General features: G+C 69.9%; 19 protein-coding genes and 2 pseudogenes. 9 read left to right on the top strand and 12 right to left on the bottom strand.

What is annotated here, in order from left to right:
• Nucleotides 1-144 precede the first annotated feature (144 nt).
• Complete coding sequence (gene hemB / locus AB0J10_RS21550) at nucleotides 145-1,143, top strand: porphobilinogen synthase (RefSeq protein ID WP_363063887.1); 999 nt, start codon at nucleotides 145-147, stop codon at nucleotides 1,141-1,143.
• Between the two features lie 71 nt (nucleotides 1,144-1,214).
• On the opposite strand, the gene AB0J10_RS21545 is transcribed toward hemB, so the two are convergent.
• On the bottom strand, nucleotides 1,215-2,009 hold the full coding sequence (locus AB0J10_RS21545; protein WP_363063885.1) for a DUF4253 domain-containing protein: 795 nt from the start codon (nucleotides 2,007-2,009) through the stop codon (nucleotides 1,215-1,217).
• Nucleotides 2,010-2,404: 395 nt separating this feature from the next.
• On the opposite strand from AB0J10_RS21545, the gene AB0J10_RS21540 reads away from it, so the two are divergent.
• On the top strand, nucleotides 2,405-2,677 hold the full coding sequence (locus tag AB0J10_RS21540) for a DUF1876 domain-containing protein (RefSeq protein ID WP_363063883.1): 273 nt from the start codon (nucleotides 2,405-2,407) through the stop codon (nucleotides 2,675-2,677).
• A gap of 102 nt (nucleotides 2,678-2,779) precedes the next feature.
• Here AB0J10_RS21540 and argS read toward each other — a convergent pair whose 3' ends face one another.
• A complete protein-coding gene (gene argS / locus AB0J10_RS21535; protein ID WP_363063881.1) occupies nucleotides 2,780-4,540 on the bottom strand; it encodes an arginine--tRNA ligase in 1,761 nt (586 codons plus the stop codon).
• Between the two features lie 275 nt (nucleotides 4,541-4,815).
• Between argS and lysS the strand changes: the two genes are divergently transcribed.
• Nucleotides 4,816-6,552 (top strand): lysine--tRNA ligase, encoded by a 1,737-nt coding sequence (gene lysS / locus AB0J10_RS21530; protein ID WP_363063879.1) that lies wholly within the window; start codon nucleotides 4,816-4,818, stop codon nucleotides 6,550-6,552.
• 212 nt (nucleotides 6,553-6,764) lie between these two features.
• On the opposite strand, the gene AB0J10_RS21525 is transcribed toward lysS, so the two are convergent.
• The 3 genes from AB0J10_RS21525 to AB0J10_RS21515 all read right to left on the bottom strand — a co-directional run bounded on the left by AB0J10_RS21525 (nucleotide 6,765) and on the right by AB0J10_RS21515 (nucleotide 9,999).
• The gene (locus AB0J10_RS21525) at nucleotides 6,765-8,057 is read right to left on the bottom strand and encodes a DUF2637 domain-containing protein (protein WP_363063877.1); all 1,293 of its coding nucleotides are present in this window, start codon (nucleotides 8,055-8,057) and stop codon (nucleotides 6,765-6,767) included.
• A gap of 212 nt (nucleotides 8,058-8,269) precedes the next feature.
• Nucleotides 8,270-9,007, bottom strand: a complete 738-nt coding sequence (locus tag AB0J10_RS21520; RefSeq protein ID WP_363063875.1) for a DUF3558 domain-containing protein — start codon at nucleotides 9,005-9,007, stop codon at nucleotides 8,270-8,272.
• Nucleotides 9,008-9,186: 179 nt separating this feature from the next.
• On the bottom strand, nucleotides 9,187-9,999 hold the full coding sequence (locus AB0J10_RS21515; RefSeq protein WP_363063873.1) for a DUF3558 domain-containing protein: 813 nt from the start codon (nucleotides 9,997-9,999) through the stop codon (nucleotides 9,187-9,189).
• A gap of 228 nt (nucleotides 10,000-10,227) precedes the next feature.
• Here AB0J10_RS21515 and AB0J10_RS21510 point away from each other — a divergent pair, with 228 nt between their 5' ends.
• Nucleotides 10,228-11,484 carry an RtcB family protein gene (locus AB0J10_RS21510; protein ID WP_363063871.1) on the top strand — a complete coding sequence of 419 codons (1,257 nt, stop codon included), beginning with the start codon at nucleotides 10,228-10,230 and terminating at the stop codon, nucleotides 11,482-11,484.
• 569 nt (nucleotides 11,485-12,053) lie between these two features.
• Here AB0J10_RS21510 and AB0J10_RS21505 read toward each other — a convergent pair.
• The 3 genes from AB0J10_RS21505 to AB0J10_RS21495 form a co-directional block, all read right to left on the bottom strand.
• Complete coding sequence (locus AB0J10_RS21505; RefSeq protein WP_363063869.1) at nucleotides 12,054-12,308, bottom strand: helix-turn-helix transcriptional regulator; 255 nt, start codon at nucleotides 12,306-12,308, stop codon at nucleotides 12,054-12,056.
• Nucleotides 12,308-12,937, bottom strand: a complete 630-nt coding sequence (locus AB0J10_RS21500; RefSeq protein WP_363063923.1) for a DUF2975 domain-containing protein — start codon at nucleotides 12,935-12,937, stop codon at nucleotides 12,308-12,310. The genes AB0J10_RS21505 and AB0J10_RS21500 overlap by 1 nt, the downstream gene beginning before the upstream one ends.
• A gap of 291 nt (nucleotides 12,938-13,228) precedes the next feature.
• Entirely contained in the window at nucleotides 13,229-13,861 is a 633-nt protein-coding gene (locus tag AB0J10_RS21495; protein ID WP_363063867.1) for a hypothetical protein, read from the bottom strand.
• 491 nt (nucleotides 13,862-14,352) lie between these two features.
• Between AB0J10_RS21495 and AB0J10_RS21490 the strand changes: the two are divergent.
• The 3 genes and pseudogenes from AB0J10_RS21490 to AB0J10_RS21480 form a co-directional block, all read left to right on the top strand.
• A pseudogene (locus tag AB0J10_RS21490) lies at nucleotides 14,353-15,219 on the top strand (replication initiator); the annotation flags it as partial.
• Between the two features lie 29 nt (nucleotides 15,220-15,248).
• A complete protein-coding gene (locus AB0J10_RS21485; protein WP_363063865.1) occupies nucleotides 15,249-15,554 on the top strand; it encodes a replication initiator in 306 nt (101 codons plus the stop codon).
• Nucleotides 15,551-15,763 (top strand): hypothetical protein, encoded by a 213-nt coding sequence (locus AB0J10_RS21480; RefSeq protein WP_363063863.1) that lies wholly within the window; start codon nucleotides 15,551-15,553, stop codon nucleotides 15,761-15,763. The genes AB0J10_RS21485 and AB0J10_RS21480 overlap by 4 nt, the downstream gene beginning before the upstream one ends.
• Here AB0J10_RS21480 and AB0J10_RS21475 read toward each other — a convergent pair.
• Nucleotides 15,756-17,351: a recombinase family protein gene (locus AB0J10_RS21475; protein WP_363063861.1), complete on the bottom strand. Its 1,596-nt coding sequence runs from the start codon at nucleotides 17,349-17,351 to the stop codon at nucleotides 15,756-15,758. The genes AB0J10_RS21480 and AB0J10_RS21475 overlap by 8 nt on opposite strands.
• 48 nt (nucleotides 17,352-17,399) lie before the next feature.
• Between AB0J10_RS21475 and AB0J10_RS21470 the strand changes: the two are divergent.
• Nucleotides 17,400-17,798 (top strand): annotated as a pseudogene (locus AB0J10_RS21470) (RtcB family protein); the annotation flags it as partial.
• Nucleotides 17,799-17,961: 163 nt separating this feature from the next.
• On the opposite strand, the gene AB0J10_RS21465 reads toward AB0J10_RS21470, so the two are convergent.
• The 3 genes from AB0J10_RS21465 to AB0J10_RS21455 form a co-directional block, all read right to left on the bottom strand.
• On the bottom strand, nucleotides 17,962-18,729 hold the full coding sequence (locus AB0J10_RS21465; protein WP_363063859.1) for an SDR family oxidoreductase: 768 nt from the start codon (nucleotides 18,727-18,729) through the stop codon (nucleotides 17,962-17,964).
• 51 nt (nucleotides 18,730-18,780) lie between these two features.
• Entirely contained in the window at nucleotides 18,781-19,116 is a 336-nt protein-coding gene (locus AB0J10_RS21460; protein WP_363063857.1) for a YnfA family protein, read from the bottom strand.
• 79 nt (nucleotides 19,117-19,195) lie between these two features.
• Complete coding sequence (locus AB0J10_RS21455; protein ID WP_363063855.1) at nucleotides 19,196-20,665, bottom strand: FAD-dependent monooxygenase; 1,470 nt, start codon at nucleotides 20,663-20,665, stop codon at nucleotides 19,196-19,198.
• Nucleotides 20,666-20,825: 160 nt separating this feature from the next.
• Here AB0J10_RS21455 and AB0J10_RS21450 point away from each other — a divergent pair, with 160 nt between their 5' ends.
• Nucleotides 20,826-21,401: a TetR family transcriptional regulator gene (locus AB0J10_RS21450; RefSeq protein WP_363063853.1), complete on the top strand. Its 576-nt coding sequence runs from the start codon at nucleotides 20,826-20,828 to the stop codon at nucleotides 21,399-21,401.
• The last annotated feature ends 151 nt before the right edge of the window (nucleotides 21,402-21,552 follow it).

Raw genomic sequence — 21,552 nt, 5'->3', positions numbered from 1 at the left:
AGGACGTGATCGGAAGGGGTCGCGGGGCTGCCCCGCGGCCCCTTTGCGTTCGCTCCGGACCGGGTCGCGCCGGGGGCGGTTCGCCCGCTGCCGGGGACAACATGTCGGCAAAAGCGGTCCCCGCACGGGCGTAGCGTGGTGGGCATGACTGTGTACGGATCCTTCCCCGGATCGCGGCCGCGACGGCTGCGGACCACCCCCGCGATGCGGCGCATGGTCGCCGAGACGAGGCTGAACCCCGCCGATCTGATCCTTCCCGCGTTCGTGCGGGAGGGCGTGAGCGAACCCGTGCCGATCGCCGCGATGCCCGGGGTCGTGCAGCACTCACTGGACACGCTGAGGAAGGCCGCGGTCGAGGCCCGGGAGGCCGGAGTCTCCGGGATCATGCTCTTCGGCGTGCCGGAGGACGCGAAGAAGGACGCCGTCGGTAGCGCGGGCACGGATCCGGACGGCATCCTCCAGGTCGCCGTCCGAGCGGTGAAGGAGGAGGTCGGCGACGAACTGGTCGTCATGTCCGACCTCTGCCTGGACGAGTACACCGACCACGGCCACTGCGGGGTGCTCGACGCGGACGGCCGGGTCGACAACGACGCCACGCTGGAGCGCTACGCCGAGATGGCGCAGGTCCAGGCGGACGCGGGCGTCCATGTCGTGGGCCCCAGCGGGATGATGGACGGCCAGGTCGGGGTGGTCCGGGACGCGCTCGACACCATCGGCAAGGAGGACGTGTCGATCCTCGCGTACACGGCGAAGTACTCCTCCGCTTTCTACGGGCCGTTCCGCGAGGCGGTCGCCTCCTCCCTGACGGGCGACCGCAAGACGTACCAGCAGGACCCGGCGAACCTGCGGGAGTCCCTGCGGGAGCTCGCGCTCGACCTGGAGGAGGGCGCGGACATGGTCATGGTCAAGCCGGCCGGCCCCTACCTCGACGTGTTGGCGAAGGTGGCGGGCTCCGTGGACGTGCCCGTCGCCGCGTACCAGATCAGCGGGGAGTACGCGATGGTCGAGGCCGCTGCCGAGAAGGGCTGGATCGAGCGCGACAAAGCCATCCTGGAGACCCTGACCGGCATCCGGCGCGCGGGCGCGCAGATGATCCTGACGTACTGGGCGACGGAGGCCGCACAGAAGCTCGGCCGGGCGTAGCGGCCCGGGACCGCGCGGGGATCCTACGGCCGCCGCACGGTCACGCGGGCCGCGCGGCCGGGTGGGTGTCCTCAGTCCCACGAGAACGTCCAGACGGGGGCACCGAGGAGACGCCGGGCACAAGGCCCGAGGCCCGGGCGCGGACTCCGCAGGACGCTGTCCGGGCAGAAGGCGAGGTGCTCGGCCGCGAGCACCTCGGCGTCCGCGGTCCTGGTGGGCGGCGCGGCCACGGAGAGGACCAGCCGGCCGAGGGACAGCCCGACGACCCGTATGCCGAAGCGGTCCTCCCACGACCGCAGGACGGAGCAGAGGCGGGCCACGTCCCCTTCGTGGCCGAGCGGGCCGGACCAGCCGATGACCGCCGGTATGTCGGCGCTGCGGCGGGCGCGGACCAGAGCTGGGCGGGCGCCCTTCAGTACGTCGCCGCCCGCGCCGGCGGACAGCGCGTCCGCGGCCTCGGCGGCGAGCCGGTCCGGATCCTCCACGAGCGCGCTGCCGGGGGCCAGGCCGGGCCAGTCGCCGTCGGCGTCCGCCCCGTCCGCCGCAGCGGAGTCCCAGAGTTCCGCGAGCACTTCCTCGGCGTCGTGGTCCCCCGGATACGACACCCGCTGAGGCCACAGCTCCCACTCGTGCGGGCCGCTGGGGCCGCCGATCAGCAGGGGATGCAGTCCGCCCGCCCGGCGGGCGGGGAGGAGCCGGTCCCAGGTACCGGGAGCGGCCGGTTCGTCGCCGCACCAGAGGAGGGGCTCGTGCCACGGGCCGTCGACCGTGGCGTCCACCAGGCGGCCGGGCGGCAGATCGAGGCCCAGGGCCCGGCCCGTGGGGTCGGTGGCCAGAGCCGGCAGAGGGTTGGGAAGCATCGCCATGGACCGAAGGTAGAGGCCGACACTGACAACGGAGGCCGCCGTTGCCACAGGCGGCGTCCGTTGTCGGTGACGGCCTGGATGACCGGCGGTCGGGCGGGGCGGCCGGTGAGGGAGCGCGTCCGGCGTGCGGCTCCGCCGGTGTGTCACGGCCGCTTCGCCGTCCTTGTACGTTCCGCGGGGAGCGCGGGTTCGGCGGGGCTCCGGTCGAGCCGCCGCCGTCGCGCGTGGCGACGGGCGCCAGGTGCCGTTGCGCGGTGAGGCGGGCGTCTCCGACCCGGACCCGGGGCCCGCGAACGACGGTGAGCCCGGGGCCACCTGCGCGAGGGGGGAAGGGGTGGTGATCAGCCTGCGGTCGGCGCACCCTGGGAGAGGTACCGCTGTGGAGGTGATCCGTCATGCAGACTCTCGTCGGCTGGCACGTCGAGATGGAGTTCCTCGAGGAGGGCGACAAGACCAGGGCGGCCGCGATGCTCCGGCTCGCCGACGGCACGGAGGTGCGCGGTCACGGGCACGCCAGCCGCCATCCGTCCGACCCCGCCCAGCTGCGGGTCGGCGAGGAGATCGCCGGAGCACGGGCGCTCATGGACATCGCGCAGACACTGCTCAAGAAGGCGCACGACGAGATCGAGGAGACCACGGGTAGGCCGGCGCACCCGCTGAACCGCTGACGAGGAGAAGCGAGGAGGGCGGAGGACGGCCCCCGGCGGTTCGATCGCCGAGGGCCGTCCGAGCCGGGTGCGCCCGGACGCGCCGGGTCCGGGCGCCGTGCCTCAGAGGCGTGCGGGGGTGCGGATGCCCAGCAGCGCCATGCCCTGGTGGAGCGTGCGGGCGGTCAGGTCGCACAGGAAGAGACGGTTCTCCACCTGCGCCGGGGTGTCCGCCTTGAGGACCGGGCACTCCGAGTAGAACGTCGTGTACAGCGACGCCAGCTGGTAGAGGTACGCCGCCAGCTTGTGCGGCTCGTACGAGGACGCGGCCTCCTCGACCGTCTCGCCGAACCGGTCGATGTGCAGACCCAGCGCACGCTCGGACGGGGTCAGCCCGATCTCCGCGTGGGCCTGCGGCTTCGCGTCCCCGGCCTTGCGCAGGATCGACTGGATGCGGGCGTATGCGTACTGCAGGTACACCGACGTGTCGCCGTTGAGGGACACCATTTGGTCCAGGTCGAACTTGTAGTCCCGGGCCGCCGAGGTGGACAGGTCCGCGTACTTGACCGCGCCGATGCCGACCTGGGCGCCCCGCTCGGCGATCTCCTCCTCCGACAGGTCCTGGGCCTTCTCCCTGACCACGGTCGAGGCCCGCTCGATCGCCTCGTCCAGCAGGTCGACCAGCCGCACCGTCTCACCCTCACGCGTCTTGAAGGGCTTGCCGTCCTTGCCGAGGACCGTGCCGAACGCCAACTGGACGGCCTTGACCTCGTCGTTCAGCCACCCGGCCCGGCGGGCGGTCTCGAAGACCATCCTGAAGTGCAGGGACTGCCGGGCGTCGACGACGTAGATCAGGCTGTCGGCGCCGAGGTTCCGCACCCGGTCCCGGATCGCGGAGAGGTCGGTGGCCGCGTAGCCGTAGCCGCCGTTGGACTTGCGGACGATCAGGGGGACGGGCTTGCCGTCCGGGCCCTTGACGTCGTCGAAGAACACGCACAGCGCGCCCTCGGAGCGCACGGCGACGCCGGACTCCTCGAGAATGCGGCAGGTCTCGTCGAGCATGTGGTTGTAGCCCGACTCGCCCACGACGTCCGCGTCGTGGATCTCCATGTCGAGCTTGCTGAAGACGGAGTAGAAGTAGATCTTCGACTCGTCGACGAACCTCTGCCAGAGGGCGAGGGTCTCCTCGTCGCCCGACTGGAGGTCCACCACCCGGCGCCGCGCGCGCTCCTTGAACTCCTCGTCGGAGTCGAAGACGGCGCGCGAGGCCTTGTACAGCCGGTTCAGGTTGGACATGGCCTCCTCGCCGGAGACCGCGGCCTCGTCCTCGTGGTCCAGCTCGTGCGGATGCTCGATCAGGAACTGGATGAGCATGCCGAACTGGGTGCCCCAGTCGCCGATGTGGTGGCGCCGGACCACCTTCTCGCCGGTGAACTCCAGGATGCGCACCATGGCGTCGCCGATCACGGCCGAGCGGAGGTGGCCGACGTGCATCTCCTTGGCCACGTTCGGCTGCGCGTAGTCGATCACGGTGGTGCCCGCCGCGTCGGCGAACGGCACGCCGAGGCGGTCGTCCGCCGCGCGGGCGGCGAGCGTCTCGGTGATCGCCCCGTCGGAGACCGTGATGTTCAGGAACCCGGGGCCCGATACCTCGATCTCCCGCAGCAGGTCGTCGGCCGGGACGGACTCGACGACCCGGGCCGCGAGCTCACGCGGATTGCCCTTGAGCCTCTTGGCGAGCGCCAGGATGCCGTTGGCCTGGAAGTCGGCCCGGTCGCTGCGTCGCAACAGCGGATCCGCGGAGCCGACCTCCGGCAGGGCTGCCGAGAGGGCGTCCGCGAGGCGCTGCTGCACGGTCGAAGCGAGGGAAGGGACCGAGGCCATGAGCTTCCGTTTCCTGTGAGTGGGGCGTCGTGGGTCGAGTGGGGCGTCGTGGGTCGCCGGGGTGTGATCAGCGCTGCTGTTTCAGTAGTCAAGTGTCCCACGGGGGAGCAACCCGTTTCTCCCACGGCCCCGGACCTGTGGACGAAGCCGCACCCGTGGACGACGGGGGCGGACCTCGTGCCGAACCGCGTCGCCCTGTGGACAACCGACGGGCGCCGTGTTCCGTCTGGGAGAATGGCAGACGCCGGCTTCGACAGACTCAAGCAATCAAGGACGTGCCGATCGTGGCTCAGAGCAGCACCGAGACCGACTGGGTCTCCCGTTTCGCGGACGATGTCATCGCCGAGTCGGAACGGCGTGCGCCCGGGAAACCGGTCGTGGTTGCGTCCGGCCTGTCGCCGTCCGGTCCCATCCACCTGGGCAATCTCCGTGAGGTCATGACCCCCCACCTGGTCGCGGACGAGATCCGCCGCCGTGGCCACGAGGTGCGGCACGTGATCTCCTGGGACGACTACGACCGCTACCGCAAGGTGCCGGCCGGCGTGGACGGCGTCGACGACACCTGGGCCGAGCACATCGGCAAGCCGCTGACCTCGGTGCCCGCTCCCGTCGGCTCGCCGCACCCGAACTGGGCGGAGCACTTCAAGGCCGCGATGGTCGAGTCGCTCGCCGAGCTCCGTGTCGAGTTCGACCCGGTCAGCCAGACCGAGCAGTACACCTCGGGTGCCTACCGCGAGCAGATCCTGCACGCCATGAAGCACCGCGCCAGGATCGACGGCATCCTCGACCAGTACCGGACGAAGGCCAAGGTCCAGGCCAAGAAGCAGCAGAAGCCGGTCGACGAGGCCGAGCTGGAGGCCGCCGAGGGCTCGGGCGCGGCGTCCGAGGACGACGGCAGCGGCGGCTCCGCGGGCTACTTCCCGTACAAGCCCTACTGCGGCAACTGCGAGAAGGACCTGACGACCGTCACGGAGTACATCGACGCAACCACGGAGCTGACGTACTCCTGCACGGCGTGCGGCTTCTCGGAGACGGTCCGGCTGAGCGAGTTCAACCGCGGCAAGCTGGTCTGGAAGGTCGACTGGCCGATGCGCTGGGCCTACGAGGGCGTGATCTTCGAACCGAGCGGTGTCGACCACTCGTCTCCCGGGTCGTCGTTCGTCGTCGGCGGTCAGATCGTCCGCGAGGTCTTCGACGGCGTCCAGCCGATCGGCCCGATGTACGCGTTCGTGGGCATCTCCGGCATGGCCAAGATGTCGTCGTCGCGCGGTGGTGTGCCGACGCCGGCGGACGCGCTGAAGATCATGGAGGCGCCCCTGCTGCGCTGGCTGTACGCCCGCCGCAAGCCCAACCAGTCCTTCAAGATCGCCTTCGACCAGGAGATCCAGCGGCTCTACGACGAGTGGGACAAGCTGGAGTCCAAGGTCGCGGAGGGTTCCGCGCTCCCGGCCGACGCCGCCGCGCACGCCCGCGCGGCCCGCACCGCCGCAGGTGAGCTGCCGCGCACGCCCCGCCCGCTGCCGTACCGCACACTCGCCTCGGTCGCCGACATCACCGCCGGCCACGACGAGCAGACGCTGCGCATCCTCAGCGAGCTGGACCCGTCGAACCCGCTGTCCTCGCTCGACGAGGCCCGTCCCCGGCTGGACCGCGCGGAGAACTGGATCACGACCCAGGTCCCGGCCGACGCCCGCACCGTCGTGCGCGCCGAGCCGGACGCGGAACTGCTCGGCTCGCTCGACGACGAGGCGCGGGAGTCGCTGCGCCTGCTGCTCGAGGGGCTGGACACCCACTGGTCACTGGACGGTCTGACGACCCTCGTCTACGGAGTGCCGAAGGTGATGGCGGGCCTGGAGCCGGACGCCAAGCCGACGCCGGAGCTGAAGACCGCCCAGCGTTCCTTCTTCGCCCTGCTCTACCGGCTGCTGGTGAGCCGTGAGACCGGCCCGCGCCTTCCGACGCTGCTCCTGGCCGTCGGGGCCGACCGGGTGCGCAAGCTGCTCGCGGCCTGACCGGCCGGGGCCTCGGGGCCCCGGGGCCCGTGGGCCCCGGCGGCCGGACGGAAGAAGAGCTCCCGCCCCCGGCCCGGGCGGGAGCCCTTCGGGGCGTCACCGCGTCGTGCGCGGCCTCGACCTACCATCGCCCGGGACCGCCGGTCCACAGTGCCGCCTCGGCGCGCCGGCTCCACACGGCCTCCACGGCCGTCCGGTGGCGCGTCGGCGTCCTACGCGATGTGGTCTTCCATCAGCTCGTTGTTGAAGCGGGTCGTGAACCGTTCCATGTACTGGTTCAGCTCACGAGGCTGGAGGCGCAGCCCGTACGCGGCCTCGACGTTCGACGCGAAGGCTCCGGGCGTCGGCATGCCCTCGCCTTCTATCGAGCGCCGGAACACCTGGTACAGGTTCTCGTCCGAAGGCAGGGCGTCCTGGACGCCCTCACCCAACGGCCTTATGCCACCCGCCCCGTTCGGCACCGGGAACGTCGGCTCCGGCGCCTGAGCCGGCACGGGTACCGGTTCGGACTCCTCCGACACCTGGGGGCGGGCCACCGGCTCGGGCTCCGCCGGCCGTGTCTGCGGGACGGGTCCGGGCTCGGCCACCCGCGGCTGCGGGACCGGGATGCGCTGCGGCTGTTCGTCGTACCAGGCCCGGTGGTCCGGCGCCGGAGCGTAGGCGGCCGGCTCGTAGTCCGGGTCGTAGTCGCCCCGGTACTGCACATGCTCCGGCGTGGCGAACCATTGGCTCGTCTCCTCCTCGGCGGCCGCCACCGGCTCCTGCGCCCGGGCGGACCCGGTGGGCTCCAGCTCCGGTGCCGCGGGCTGCGGCGGCAGCAGCATCGGCTCGATGCCGGCCGCGGCCAGCCCCGCCGGCGCGGTCTCCGCCAGCGGCACCCCGTACTTCGCCAGCCGCAGCGGCATCAGCGCCTCGACCGGGGCCTTGCGGCGCCAGGCCCGCCCGAAGCGGGCCTGCAGCCGGGCCTGGTAGATCAGCCGGTCCTGCTCCAGCTTGATGACCTGCTCGTAGCTGCGGAGCTCCCACAGCTTCATCCGCCGCCACAGCCGGAACGTCGGCACCGGGGAGAGCAGCCAGCGGGTGAGGCGCACGCCCTCCATGTGCTTGTCCGCGGTGATGTCCGCGATCCTGCCCACCGCATGGCGCGCGGCCTCGACGGACACCACGAACAGGACCGGGATGACGGCGTGCATGCCGACGCCGAGGGGGTCGGGCCAGGCGGCCGCGCCGTTGAAGGCGATCGTCGCCGCGGTGAGCAGCCAGGCCGTCTGGCGCAACAGGGGGAAGGGGATGCGGATCCAGGTCAGCAGGAGGTCGAGCGCGAGCAGTACGCAGATGCCCGCGTCGATGCCGATGGGGAAGACCAGGGAGAACCGGCCGAAGCCCTTCTTCTCGGCGAGCTCGCGCACGGCCGCGTACGACCCGGCGAAACCGATCGCGGCGATGATCACCGCACCGGCGACCACCACGCCGATGAGTATGCGGTGCGTGCGTGTCAGCTGCATCGCGGCCACCCGCGATCCCCTCCCTTTTCTGTTCATGGCGCCCGTGGCGCGGCCCAAGCCTGGCACATGAATCCGGAGTCCGGCTTTCCGGGGAGGGCCGGACTCCGGGCGGACACCGGGACGCCCGGGCCGATCAGCAGAGCGCGCGGGGTGCGTTCACAGTGCCGGGTGGGGGAGCACCGCGGCCGGGGCGGCGGGTCCGCCGGACCTCCTCACGACGCCTGGTTGGCCTTGGCGACGGAGGAGACGGCCTCCTTGGCCGCGGTCACCGCGCCCTTCATGAGCTGCGACGGGTCCGGGTTCTTGGCACCGGCGAAGCCCGTACCGTTGTAGCCGACGGTCACCACGACATTGCCCGTGCGGGCCACGATCGTTGCGTATTTGAAGTCCTCGCCGGACTTGGTGAGGCCGTAGCTGATCGCGGTGGCCTCCTCGCCGACACCCGACGCGGTCGAGGGGTTGACGCTCTTGGCCTTCTCCGTGGCCTTGACCGCTGCGACTTCCTTCTTGTAGGCGTCGCCGGCGCGGTCCTCGCCGCTGCCGATGCCCGGCTCCGACTCGAAGCGCTGGAACGACACGTCGAGCCAGCGGTAGTTCGATCCCTTGACACCCTTGTCCTCCAGGCCGTTCCAGGAACAGCTGCCGCGGGCGCCCGTGTCGTTGGAGGTGCCGGCCGTGCCGGACTTGTTCTTCACCTTCGGCACCAGCTCCTCGACCGTCTTGGAGGTCAGTGCCTTGCAGGGCTGGGGAAGCTCGGCGTACTTCGCCGGCTCCACTGCCGGCGGCGACTGCTCGCCACCGGGGGAGGAGGTCTCGGACGAGGCGGACGAGCCGCCGTCCGACCCCGAGCCCTTGCTGTCGGCGTCCGACGAGCAGCCGGCGACGACGAGCATCACCGGGACGGTGGCGCAGGCGAGTATGCGGGTGAGTCGCGGGGCTGATCGGTGCATGGTTCCTTCAGTCGGTTGTCGTACGGTCCTCCGGAGTGCCGGACGCGGGGTCCGGGCCTCTGGGCGGACGGTCCGGTTTTCCCGGGCGGCCACGGTACGCCGACACGGTACGACGGCGGGTCGCCCGACGGGACCGGGCGGCGGGATTGGCGGGCGGCGCCGGCGACGTGTCGGCCGCGCTACTCGTTGAACCGCTCGGCCAGCTTCCGGGCCAGTCCCCGGGCCTTTTCCTGCAGTTCCTTGCTGTCGGGGACCTCCGTGACCCGGGCGGGCTGCTGGCCGTACTCGACGGTCACGATCACGTTGGATGTGCGGAACACCACGCTCACCGTGCGGTGCCGGGCGGTGGAACCGGCCCGGGTGAGGACGTCGTCGAGGAACGCGGCGTCGCCGAGTCCGTCGAGTACGCGCGGTTCCAGGCCCTCAGGCGGGGACGGGGAACCGGAGGCGGTTCCTCCGGACGGTGTGGGGGTGCCCGGGAGGGACTCGTCGCCGGCCGCGGGGGAGCCCGTCACGGGGGCACCGGTGCCGCCCTGGCCGCCTGCGGCGGGCGCCGGCAGCTGAGCCGCGTCCTGCTTCCTCGTGTACACCTCGGCGGCCCGTTGGTCGTCGCTGACGTCCTGGGCGTAGGACACCACCCGCTCCACGTCCACCCGGAGGTTGTGCGAGGCGTCCGGGGAGTCGGCCTTCCAGCTGCAGCCGACGCGGCGGTCCGTGTCGTACGTGACGGCGGCCGTACCGCGGAAGACCTTCTCCTGCTGCTCCTCGGGCAGCTCGGCCGCGCCGGGCAGCAGGTCCCTGAGCATCGAGCGCTCGACGGCGCCGCAGGGCTCGTAGAGCGTGCGGTACTTGCCGGGAGCGGCGACGGGGCCGGCGGTCTCGCCGGCCTTGGCCTCGGCGGTGGCGCCGCCGTCGGTGGTTCCGCCGGTACAGCCGGTGACGAGCGCCGCGAGAAGCACCGCAACGCCGGGTACGAACCCCTTCTGCCGCACGTTCCCAGGCTCCCTTCTCTGCCTCTGCCGTCCTGCGTTTCCGGCCGGTCGGGCCGCCCGCTGGCTTCCGGCCGCGGCCGCCCGCGGCGAAAACGTGTTGCCGCCCGACGCGTGCCGGTGGACACAATGTGTATCGCACGCGCAGCTGTGGACGCCGGTTCGATATCCCTTTTCTTGAGCTTGGCGCTGGTTTTGCGTTATCAGGTATTTCGGGGGAATCGAGGAAGTATGTCGTATGTGGAGGTGCCCGGCGCCAAGGTCCCGATCCGGATGTGGACGGACCCGGCCACGGTCGAGGACGGCGCGATGCAGCAACTGCGGAACGTCGCCACGCTGCCCTGGATCAAGGGGCTCGCCGTGATGCCGGACGTGCACTACGGCAAGGGCGCGACGGTCGGCTCGGTCATCGCGATGCACGGAGCGGTCTGCCCGGCGGCTGTCGGCGTCGACATCGGCTGCGGGATGTCGGCCGTGAAGACCTCGCTCACCGCGAACGACCTGCCCGGCGATCTGTCCCGGCTCCGGTCCAGGATCGAGAGCGCGATCCCGGTCGGGCGCGGTATGCACGACGATCCGGTCGACCCCGGGCGGGTGTACGGATTCCCGTCGACGGGATTCGACGACTTCTGGTCCCGGTTCGACGATGTCGCCGACCCGGTGAAGTTCCGCAGGGAGCGTGCCGCCAAGCAGATGGGGACGCTCGGCTCCGGGAACCACTTCATCGAGTTCTGCCTGGACGAGGGCGGTTCCGTCTGGCTGATGCTGCACTCCGGCTCGCGGAACATCGGCAAGGAACTCGCCGATCACCACATCGGCGAGGCCCGGAAACTGCCGCACAACCACGGCCTGGTCGACCGTGATCTCGCCGTGTTCGTCTCGGACACCCCGCAGATGGCGGCCTACCGGAACGACCTCTTCTGGGCGCAGGAGTACGCCAAGTACAACCGCGCGATCATGATGGGGCTGTTCCAGGAGGTCGTCCGCAGGGAGTTCAGGAAGGCGAGGGTCACGTTCGAGCCGGTCATCTCCTGCCAGCAGGAAGATGCCGAAGGTCGGATGAGGACCGTCGAGTACCGCCCCGGCGTGATCAGCTGCCACCACAACTATGTCAGCGAAGAGCGGTACGAGGGGATGGATCTGCTGGTCACCCGCAAGGGAGCGATCAGTGCGGGCTCGGGGGAGTGGGGGATCATCCCGGGTTCCATGGGCACGGAGTCGTACATCGTCCGTGGGCTGGGCAACCCTAAGTCGTTCAACTCGGCGTCGCATGGTGCCGGCCGGCGGATGAGCCGGAACGCGGCGAAGCGGAAGTTCTCCACGAAGGACCTGGAGGATCAGACGCGGGGTGTGGAGTGCCGTAAGGACTCCGGTGTTGTGGACGAGATCCCGGGCGCGTACAAGCCGATCGGGCGCGTGATCGAGCAGCAGAAGGACCTCGTGCAGGTTGTCGCCAAGCTCAAGCAGGTCATCTGCGTGAAGGGCTGACTTCCAGCACACCACGTGATCGACAGGCTCCGGACTCTGCGTCCGGGGCTCCGTTGTCCAGCACGTCGTCACGACTGGCTCTGATGCGCTCGCGTCGCCTGGTTACGCGACTACGAGAGGCTGCCCGCCATACACGAAGCCATGGTGCTGTGGTCGATGACCATGCTCATGAGCGGCCGCCTCGCCGGACGCCGCCGCCCAGCCGGTCTCAGTTGGCCGACACCGCGAGCGCGGTGAACACCCCCGGCCGCATCTCCAGGGCCCAGCCCCGCTCCACCAGGCGTTTCGCCTTCGACCGCACTCCCTCGATCTTCGCCGGGCGCGCATCCCCTCCCGGCCCGCCGACTCCAGCACCGACACGATCCGCTGGTAGTCCTCCGCGAGCACCGACCCCGACATGCCTTCACCCCGGTGCGGGGCAGCGTCAGCGTCGCTTGAGCCACTTGGTCGCGGCAACCGCGAGGGCGATCGCCGCTACGGTGACGGCCACTGCCACGATCTTCATCCAGGTGTCCATCATTGCGATCATCGGTGACTCCTTATTGGTACATGGATACGTTGGGGGTTTTTCATGATGATTCGAAGCTGCCGTCGTCGGCTTCGCGGTAGCTGAGAAGGTCTCCCGGCTGGCAGTCCAGCGCGTGGCAGATGCTGGTGAGGGTGGTGAAGCGAATCGCTTTTGCGCGGCCGTTCTTGAGGATCGACAGGTTGACGTTGGTGACACCGACCGCGGCCGCGAGTTCTGTCAGCGTCATGCCTCGTTCTGCGAGGAGACGGTCGAGATGCACATGGATGGCGCGGTTCTCGTTCGCCTCTGCCGGCATCAGACAGTCCCTTCGAGGTCCTCACGCATGGCCGCGCCGACGTTCATGATCCGCGCGAAGGTCAGCAGCCCGAGGCCCGTCAGCATCGCCAGGTAGGGGGCTGTCATCGTGTTCACCACCGTGTCGGGGGAGAACGCGACGTCCTTGGTGAGTGTCGCCAGCAGAGCCGCCTGGGCGACCGCCTGGGCGAGTTCGGCAACCAGGCTGCCGATCAGCAGCAGCCACCCGAGCAGTCGCAGCCTGGCAGCGGTCTGCTGGGTGTAGACGCCGTCTTGCGCGGCCGATCGCAGGAGCCGGTTGAGTACCAGGAGCCCGCAGATCAGGAGGATCAGTGACGGGACGTCGGTGAGGAGTCCGAGGAACCGCTGGTAGCCGCTGGGGTTCTCGGCGCAGTATTGCGGGATCGCGGTGACCTGAGATCCCGGACGGGTGCCGAAGAGGGCGTCGGCGGCACTCGAACCGCCTGCCATCCAGTGGGCGGTGACGCAGTTCTCCGCAGCGCTCCAGAACGGGACGCCCTGGTTGAACAGGCTGAAGGCGAAGGCGATCAGAAGCAGGCCGACAAGCAGCCGTAGAAGGCCCGAGACCGTTTTGGAGAAGGGTTCGAGGAGCTTGCGGTCCTCAGTCATCACGACCCCCGTGTATCGTTTTTCGATGTTATCGAGAAACGATACACGACGACCGGGGGTGAGGGGAGCCCCGCCGGCGGCCGCGCACCGCTCTCCTGGCTCACCCGCGGGGCCGGCGCGTCGCACACACTGGTGCGCACTCCGGCGGCCGTGGCCCTCGCTGTCTCCGCGCCGGCACTCATGCCGTGCGAGAGAACGCAGAGGGACCACAGTCGCCGGAGTTGCCGGCATCAGCCGGCGGGCTATTGACAGGCGATCAGGCAGGTACGCCCCACGTCATGCCGGAGCGGGTCACACGCGCTTGAGGTATCCGCCCTTGAAGCCGTCCTGGTCGGCCCAGACACGGTGACGGCACGACCAGACGCCGTACACGGCGAACTCACCCTTCCAGACGGTCTCCGAGTGCGCGTTGTTGCCCGGGTCGGCGGAGATCCAGTTCTTGATCGGCTGGTGCTCGAACTTCAGAGCCGGCACCCAGTTCGTGTGGCTCGCCCACCCTCCGTAGACCTTCGTGGTCCTCGTGGCGGTGGTGCGATAGTTGACACCGAGCTTCACGGTCGTGACCTTGACCCCGAAGATCGTGTCGGAAACGCTGTGCCAGACGTTCTTGTCGCCCGCAGTCCCCCGCGCGGACACCTCCCCGCTCTGCTCTTCCTTGGCAATGACGATGTCGCCGTCGGCAAGCACACTTCGCTTGGCGGTCGGGCTCTCCACCGCGTCCATGAACGCCTTGAAGTGATCCGGCGCGTTCAGATAGCCGATGAACTTCTTCTGCTTCTCCTCGGGCAGCGCCTTGAACTGCGCGATCGTCTCAGCAGCGCCCGGCTCCGACTTGGCCTCGAGCCACGCGACGTACGCCTGCGGCGTGGAGGGAATCTGACTCTCCGCCGCTACGGCCTGACCAGGCAGCCCTGCCAGGGTCATGGCCCCCATCGTCGCGGCAAGAATCCCGACAAATCCTCTGCGAGTGGTATTACGCATTCCACTTCCCCCAATGCATTCAAGCAATCAGTGAAACGCAAGGACGAGGAGCACAGAGCTCCTCCGCGCATGGCAAAAATCCCCCGACGCCCCCGCGTAGGCCGCGGTTGGTCTCCCGCAGCCGTGAAAGAACCTTCACACTGCCCCCACCAGCACGGCAACAGGTGATCAAGAATTCTGAGGTTAACTTGAGCATCCGTAGAAGGCTGTAACCGGCTGGCACGCACCCAACCCCCGGACACAGCAACAAATGAAGCGGACATTGAGCTCTTTCGGAGTGGCCACTGATCGAGTGACCCAGGCCGAGTCAGGATGAGGACCGCAACGTACAAGGCTCCCGCGCCGTTGAGGGAGGTGTTCGAAGTCTCAACCCATCGGCACAGGAGCCCTGCGCCTCGCGCTGCCCCGCCTGCTCCCGCGTCTACGCCGCCGACATCTTCCACCTGATCAAAGCCGGACTCTCCGGCGGCAAGTACGTCGCCGAAACCGTCCGTGACCACCCCCGCGCCTTCGTCACCCTCACCGCCCCCTCCTTCGGCCCCGTCCACAACCAACCCACCACCCCCGCGGGCAAGCCCCGCCCCTGCGCCTGCGGCGACACCCACGCCGAAGACGCTCCCGAACTCGGCACCCCGCTCAACCCCGCCACCTACGACTACTCCGGAGCTGTGCTCTGGAACGCCCACGCCGGACAGCTCTGGGCCCGCTTCACCACCTACATGCGCCGCGCCCTGGCCTGCCATCTCGGTATGACGCAAAGGCGCTGAACGCCGCCCTGCGGGTCTCCTTCGCCAAGGTCGCCGAGTACCGGCCTGGTCCACTTCCACGCCGTGATCCGCTCCGACGGGCCAGACGGCCACACCACCCAACCGCCGGCCTGGGCCACCCTCGACGCCCTGAGCGCCGCTGTGGGCCTGGCCGTCGAACGTGCCCGGCTCACCCTCGAGTCGGACGCCGTCGGCGAACGTGTCATCGCCTGGGGCCGCCGGTTCAAGGTCGACCCCATCACCGCCGTGGGTGACGGCGAACTCACCGACGCCCGGGTCGCCGAGTACACAGACGCCAAGGTCCCCGGATACGTCGCCAAGTACGCCACCAAGAACGCCGAAGGCGCGGGCACCGTGGACCGCACCCTGATGTGCCGCCCCTGCTCCGGACGCGGCTACACACTCGGGTTCGGAAACATCCGTGACCTGTGTGCCGACTGCGACGGCACCGGACAGGCCGAACCCATCAAAGCCCTGCCCGTCCAACAGCACATACGCCAGATGATCCGTACCGCCTGGGCCCTCGGCCACCTGCCAGAGTTCGCCCACCTTAAGCTCTGGAAGTGGGCCCACATGCTCGGCTTCCGCGGCCACTCTCCAGCAAATCCCGCGCCTACTCCACCACCCTCGGCGCTCTCCGCGACGTACGCCGAGCCTGGCGCACCGCCCGAGCCGACCTTGCTCACGCCCGTGCCGGCCTGCCTGCCCACGAAGAAGACACCACGCTCGTCACCGAATCGTCGTGGACCTACCTCAGCAGCGGCTATCGCCCTGGCGAGGAATTTCTCGCCGCCCAGACTCGCCACGAGATCGCCCAGGCGCGAGAACAAGCGGACCGAGTCAAGGCAGAAAGGGAGGTGTGGCGATGACCGACGTCGCAGAGCCCGTCCCTTCTGTGTCCGATCCAGACTTCCTCACCGCCGAGACGACTGGTGCCCCGGACGAAACCGAGGCACCAGACGACGAAATGAGTGAGGCGGAGCGCGCCTGGATCGCCAAGTGGCTGAGCAGGTCTCCTGAGTGGAGCGCCGAGAAGTGGAATGCGATGGGCCACGTTCTCGGGGTCAAGTTCAGCTAGCGTCCTCCTCCTTCCACAACGGAACGATGGTGTCGGGGTCGAAAGTGTGAGAACCCTTCACCCCTGGGAGGACGATCACCGCTTCCAAAGCACCGAAGATCACTGTGCGCTTCTGCTGCAGGTCCATGTCCTTCCACTGAGCCCGGACATCCGTGACCGCGTGCCTCCGGGTCTCCTGCCGCGCCGCCCAAGCCTTCCGCTCGTTGGTAAGGCGCTTGACCTCCGCCTCCTCCTTCTTCAGGAGAGAGAAGAACGTCGAGTCGCTGATCTCCTCCGCGTGCCACTGCTCCTCCAACGCTGTCTTCCTGCGCTGGGCAGCCTCCAGCTTCGGCTCCTCGGTCCACGCCTCTTCAACCGGCTCGCGTTCCGCGTTGCGCTTCTCCAGCTTGGCAAGCACCAGTTGAGCTATCAGCTTGTCGATGGCCGGCCCCTGACGGCTCAGCTTGTCGCAGCCCCCGTCCAGCACCGACCGGCATCGGTACTTGTGCGTCTTCCGAGCTGGGGCGCCATGCATCTTCGCGTTGCACGTCCGTCCGTCCTCCAGCTTCTTGCCACACCGCAGTAGGCCGGTCAGCAAGTACTTGCGCGGAGTCCGCTTGCCGTCGCCCGACCCGTCCCAGCCACCCGCACTCCGGTTCTTCTCCAGAATGGCCGTGACGGCGTACCACTCCTTGGGTGTGGCGATCGGCTTCCACTTGCCGACCACGGGGTTGCCCTCGGCGTCGGCCACCAGCTCGCCGTTCAGCTTCCGGTAACCGCAGATGCGCGGGTTGCGCAGGATCTGCTTGACGGTCTGCAGCTGCCAGCCGTTGCCCATCGTGGTCGTGAGCCCCGACTCGACGAAGTTCCACGTCACGGTGGTGATGCTCTTGCCGGCGAGCAGGTCTGTGACACCTTGGCGGACGACCTTGGACTCTTCGGGATGCAAGGTCAGCTTGTCGTCGTTCCAGCCGAACGGACGACGCCCCGCCACCGGCTCGCCTCGCTCCGCGCGGGCCAGGTGATTGAGCCGTGCACGCCGCTTCTTCTTCTTGGTCTCCGAGCGGGCCGCGGCGACGCCAAGGAGACCGCGGTACTCGGCTCCGTCGCCGTAGAGATCGTGTCGGCCGGTGTCGTCTGCGTAGACACGGTTCGGGTGAGACGTGAACGAGTCAACGAAACGCTCGTAGGCGTGCGCGCCTCGGTACAGCCTGTCATCTGCGACACACACGACGCCATCAACCGGGTAGCCGCTCTCTGTAGCGCCCCGCTCCAGCGCCTCGACCATCTTGTCGAAGTCGTCCCGGGTGACGTCCGCCTTGGACGCAGATTTGTCGTTGTCGATGTAGTGGTGAACTACCACCCCACGAACGTGCCTGGCGATGCGCCCGCAATGCCGCGTCTGGTCCTCCACACCGTGACCGTCGCGCTTGTGTGCGTCGTCAGACATCCGGCAGTAGGCCAAGAGCAGATGCCATCCCTCTGCGCGCAAAGCCAATGCCTCTTCGAGGCTCGGGGCGCCGGCCGGCACCCCGCGCAGCCGCCCCACCAACCGCTCGACCTCGGCGGCTGTCAGCTTCTTCCTCGGCGGCTGGTCTAACTGCGTCAAGGTTCCCCTCACTTTCCCAACAGGCTGAAGTTCATATGAAGTTAGCAGCTCTCCTGCCACCACAACTACGTGGCGGAGGAGCGGTACGAGGGCATGGACCTGCTCGTCACCCGGAAGGGCGCGATCCGCGCCGCTTCGGGCGACTTCGGGATCATCCCCGGCTCGATGGGCACGGGCTCCTACATCGTGAAGGGCCTCGGGAACGAGAAGTCGTTCAACTCGGCCTCGCACGGCGCCGGTCGCCGGATGAGCCGCAACGCGGCCAAGCGGCGCTTCTCCACCAGGGACCTGGAGGAACAGACGCGGGGTGTGGAGTGCCGTAAGGACTCCGGGGTCGTGGACGAGATCCCGGGCGCGTACAAGCCCATCGAGAAGGTGATCGACCAGCAGCGGGACCTCGTGGAGGTCGTCGCCAAGCTGAAGCAGGTCATCTGCGTGAAGGGCTGACCGCCCTCACACCGCCGTCGGCTCAGGGCCCGGACTCCGCGGCGGTTTCCGGAGGTCCGGGAGCCGCCGCGAGAGCGGGGACCAGCGTGCCCGAAACCGTTTCGGCACACGGATGGGCGCGAGTCCCGGTGACAGGACCCTTCCCGCTCGTGGTGGGGAACGGTCAGAGCTGCCGGTGGACCTTCGTGTTCGACGCCTGGGCCCTGGGACGGACGATCAGCAGATCGACGTTGACGTGGGGCGGGCGGGTCACCGCCCAGGTCACGGTGTCGGCGACGTCCTCGGCGGTGAGCGGTTCGGCCACGCCCTCGTAGACCTTGGCGGCCTTCTCGGTGTCGCCCCGGAAGCGGGTGGTCGCGAAACCCTCCGTCCTGACCATGCCGGGAGCGATCTCGACGACGCGGACCGGCGTGCCGACGATCTCCAGGCGGAGGGTCTCGGCGAGGACGTGCTCGGCGTGCTTCGCGGCGACGTAACCCGCGCCGCCCTCGTACGTGGCGTGGCCGGCGGTGGACGAGAGCACGACGACCGTGCCGTCGCCGCTGGTGGTGAGCGCGGGGAGCAGCGCCTGTGTGAGGTTCAGCGTGCCGATGACGTTGACCTCGTACATCTGGCGCCAGTCGGCCGGGTCACCGGTCGCGACCGGGTCGGCGCCGAGGGCTCCACCCGCATTGTTGACCAGGACCTTCACCGGGCCGGTGCCGTCGAGGGAGGCTGCGAAGGCGTCGACGGCGGCACGGTCGGTGACGTCGAGGGGGCGGGCGGTGGCCCGGTGCCCGGCGTTCGTCAGCTCGGCGGCGAGGGCTTCGACCCGGTCCTTGCGCCGGGCGGTGACGACCACGTGGTAGCCGGCCGCGGCGAGACTCCGTGCGGTGGCGGCGCCGATGCCGCTGCTCGCTCCGGTGACGACGGCGATGGGCGTGGCGGTCATGGCGGCTCCTCGGGCAACTGATCGACATCCAGAGTCAGGATAGGCAGAGGGTCACCGGCCGCGCGGCGCGTACATGATCACTGCCATGCCCGCCAGGCAGACCAGGGCGCCCAGGACGTCCCAGCGGTCGGGACGGTAGCCGTCGGCCACCATGCCCCAGGCGATCGAGCCCGCGACGAACACGCCGCCGTATGCCGCGAGGACCCGTCCGAAGTCGCCCTGCGGCTGGAACGTGGCCACGAACCCGTACGCGCCGAGCGCGACGACGCCGGCGCCGATCCAGATCCAGCCCCGGTGCTCCCGCACGCCCTGCCAGACCAGCCAGGCACCGCCGATCTCGAAGACGGCGGCGACGGCGAACAGGAGGACGGAGCGGGCGACGAGCATGGAGCCAGCCTGGCACGTCGGGCCGCGGTGACCGGGGCACGGGGGTGCGTCCGCGCCGGGGCGCCGCCGTGCCGCACGCTCAGTCCGTGGCCCATGCGATGTATCCGTCCGGTCGGACGAGCAGGGCCGTGCGGTCCGCGCCGCGCCAGTGGGCCCTGGAGACGGGGCCGGGTACCGCCGGTGGGGCCGTGTCCGCGCCGTCCGGCGTCACCAGGACGAACTCGCCCCTGCGCAGCAGCTCGTAGAGCCGGCCCTCCCTGAGGGAGAGGTCGGGGGCGCGCCTGCCGGTCAGCCGGTGGGCGCCGCGCGGGGCCCGGTAGGAGAGGCCAGTGCCCGAGATCATGCCCATCGCCCTGTCCGCCGCGGGCCGGACCGTGTTGAGGAAGCTCGTCGCCAGGGCACGGGTGAGGCGCTGGAGGGGTGAGTGTGCCATGGCGAGGCGCACGATCGCCCCGCTGCTGCGCACCACTTGGGCACCGACCGGGTGCCGCTCGGAGTGGTAGGTGTCGAGGAGTTCCTCGGGGTCCGGGGCGTCGCCGCGGAGGACGGCGATGAGTTTCCAGGACAGGTTCGCCGCGTCCTGAAGGCCGGTGTTCATGCCCTGGCCGCCCGCGGGGGAGTGCACATGCGCCGCGTCCCCGGCGAGGAAGACCCTGCCCCGGCGGTACTCGGGGACCTGGCGCTCGTCGCTGTGGAAGCGGGAGAGCCAGCGGGCGTCCCGCATGCCGTAGTCGGTGCCGAGGGCCTGGCGGGCGACATCGCGCACCTCGTCGAGTTCGACCGGCCGGCCGTCGGGGGGCTGGGAGCCCTCGCGCCGCCAGCCCATCACGCGGTACCACCCGTCGCCGAACGGGGCGATGAAGGCGAAGGCCCGGCCCGTGCCGTTGACCGTGAGCAGGTTCTCCGGCTCTTCGGAGAGCCGTACGTCCGCGAGCAGGATCGAGCGGATGGCCGAGACCCCGGGGAAGGGCAGACCGAGCGACTGCCTCACCGAGCTGCGCATTCCGTCCGTGCCGACGAGGTAGCGGGAGCTCAGCGTGGTGTCTCCGCCGTCCTCCTCGCGGAGCTCGGCGGTGACCGATCCGGCGTCCTGGCGCAGACCGCGCAGTTGCGTGCCGTACCGGAAGGCGACCCCGGCGTCGCGCGCACGGCGCTCGAGCAGCCGCTCCACCTCGTACTGCGGGGCTATCAGCAGGTACGGGAAGCGGGAGTGCAGCCGGGAGAGGTCGAGGGAGAGCCGGCGGAACAGCCGCAGGCCCGTGATCGGCGTGCCCTTCGACACCAGCTCGTCGGCGAGGTCCCGTGCGTCGAGGAGTTCGAGGGTGCGTGCGTGCACCCCGAACGCCCGGGTCAGATTGCTCCTCGTCGGCGGCCGGCGCTCGACGACGGTGACGCGGACACCGGCTGCCGCGAGGTCTCCCGCGAGCAGCAGCCCGGTGGGCCCGGCCCCCACGACCGTCACGTCCGTCTCCGTGGCGGCGGGGGTGGCGTTGCTCCGGTCTGCGGTCCGGCCCGTGCGTGTCCGGTCCGTGCGGGTTCGGTCGGTCATGGGGGTGCCTCCTGTCGGCATTCGGCGCCGGAGAGCCGATGCCCGATCTCGGCCCAGGGGCCGGCGCAATGTCGGTCAACGAATGTTGGCCAACGTTTGTAGGCAACGTTAGGCGTGAGCCTGTTGGCGTGTCAACGCCCGTTGGCCTACATTTGTTGGCATGACCCTGGAACCGCCTTCCGCCCCCCGCCGCTCCGACGCCACCCGCGCCGCGATCCTCGAAGCCGCCCGTGAACGCTTCGCCGCGGACGGGTACGAGCGCGCCACCATCCGTGCCATCGCCAGGGACGCGGGGATCGATCCGTCGATGGTCATGCGGTACTACGGCAACAAGGAGGGGCTGTTCGCCGCGGCCTCCGAGATCGACCTGCGGCTTCCCGAACTGGGGGCGATGCCCGGACGGCACATCGGCGCCGTGCTCGTCTCCCACTTCCTCGACCGGTGGGAGCACGACGAGGTGCTGACGGCGATGCTGCGCGTCGGTGTCACCAACACCGCCGGTGCAGAGCGCATGGCGGAGGTCTTCCGGGGACAGTTGCTGCCCATCGCCGACGGGGTGTGCCCCGTGCGGGAAGAGGTTCCGCGCCGGGCCGCGCTCGTCGCCTCGCAGATCCTGGGCATGGCCCTCGCCCGCTACGTGCTGCGGATCCCACCGGCGGTCGACATGACCCGGGACGAAGTGATCGCGTGGCTCGCCCCGACGATCCAGCGGTATCTCACCGCCGAGAGCCCCTGACTTGGCCAAAGGGCCGTCCCGTGATCCCCGGCGAGCGCGCAACGACAGCCGCGGCACCTAGCTGCCCCAGCCGCCCGGCACCGCCCGTCGGCGCGTCCGCGACGTCGGGCGCCTGCGGCTCCGTGGCCTGCCGGCGCGGGCGACCGCGACA

Source organism: Streptomyces sp. NPDC049887 (genome assembly GCF_040656535.1).
Classification (GTDB): Bacteria; Actinomycetota; Actinomycetes; order Streptomycetales; family Streptomycetaceae; genus Streptomyces.
Note: the sequence above shows the minus strand (reverse complement) of the source record. Positions and strands in the feature narration are given on the sequence as shown.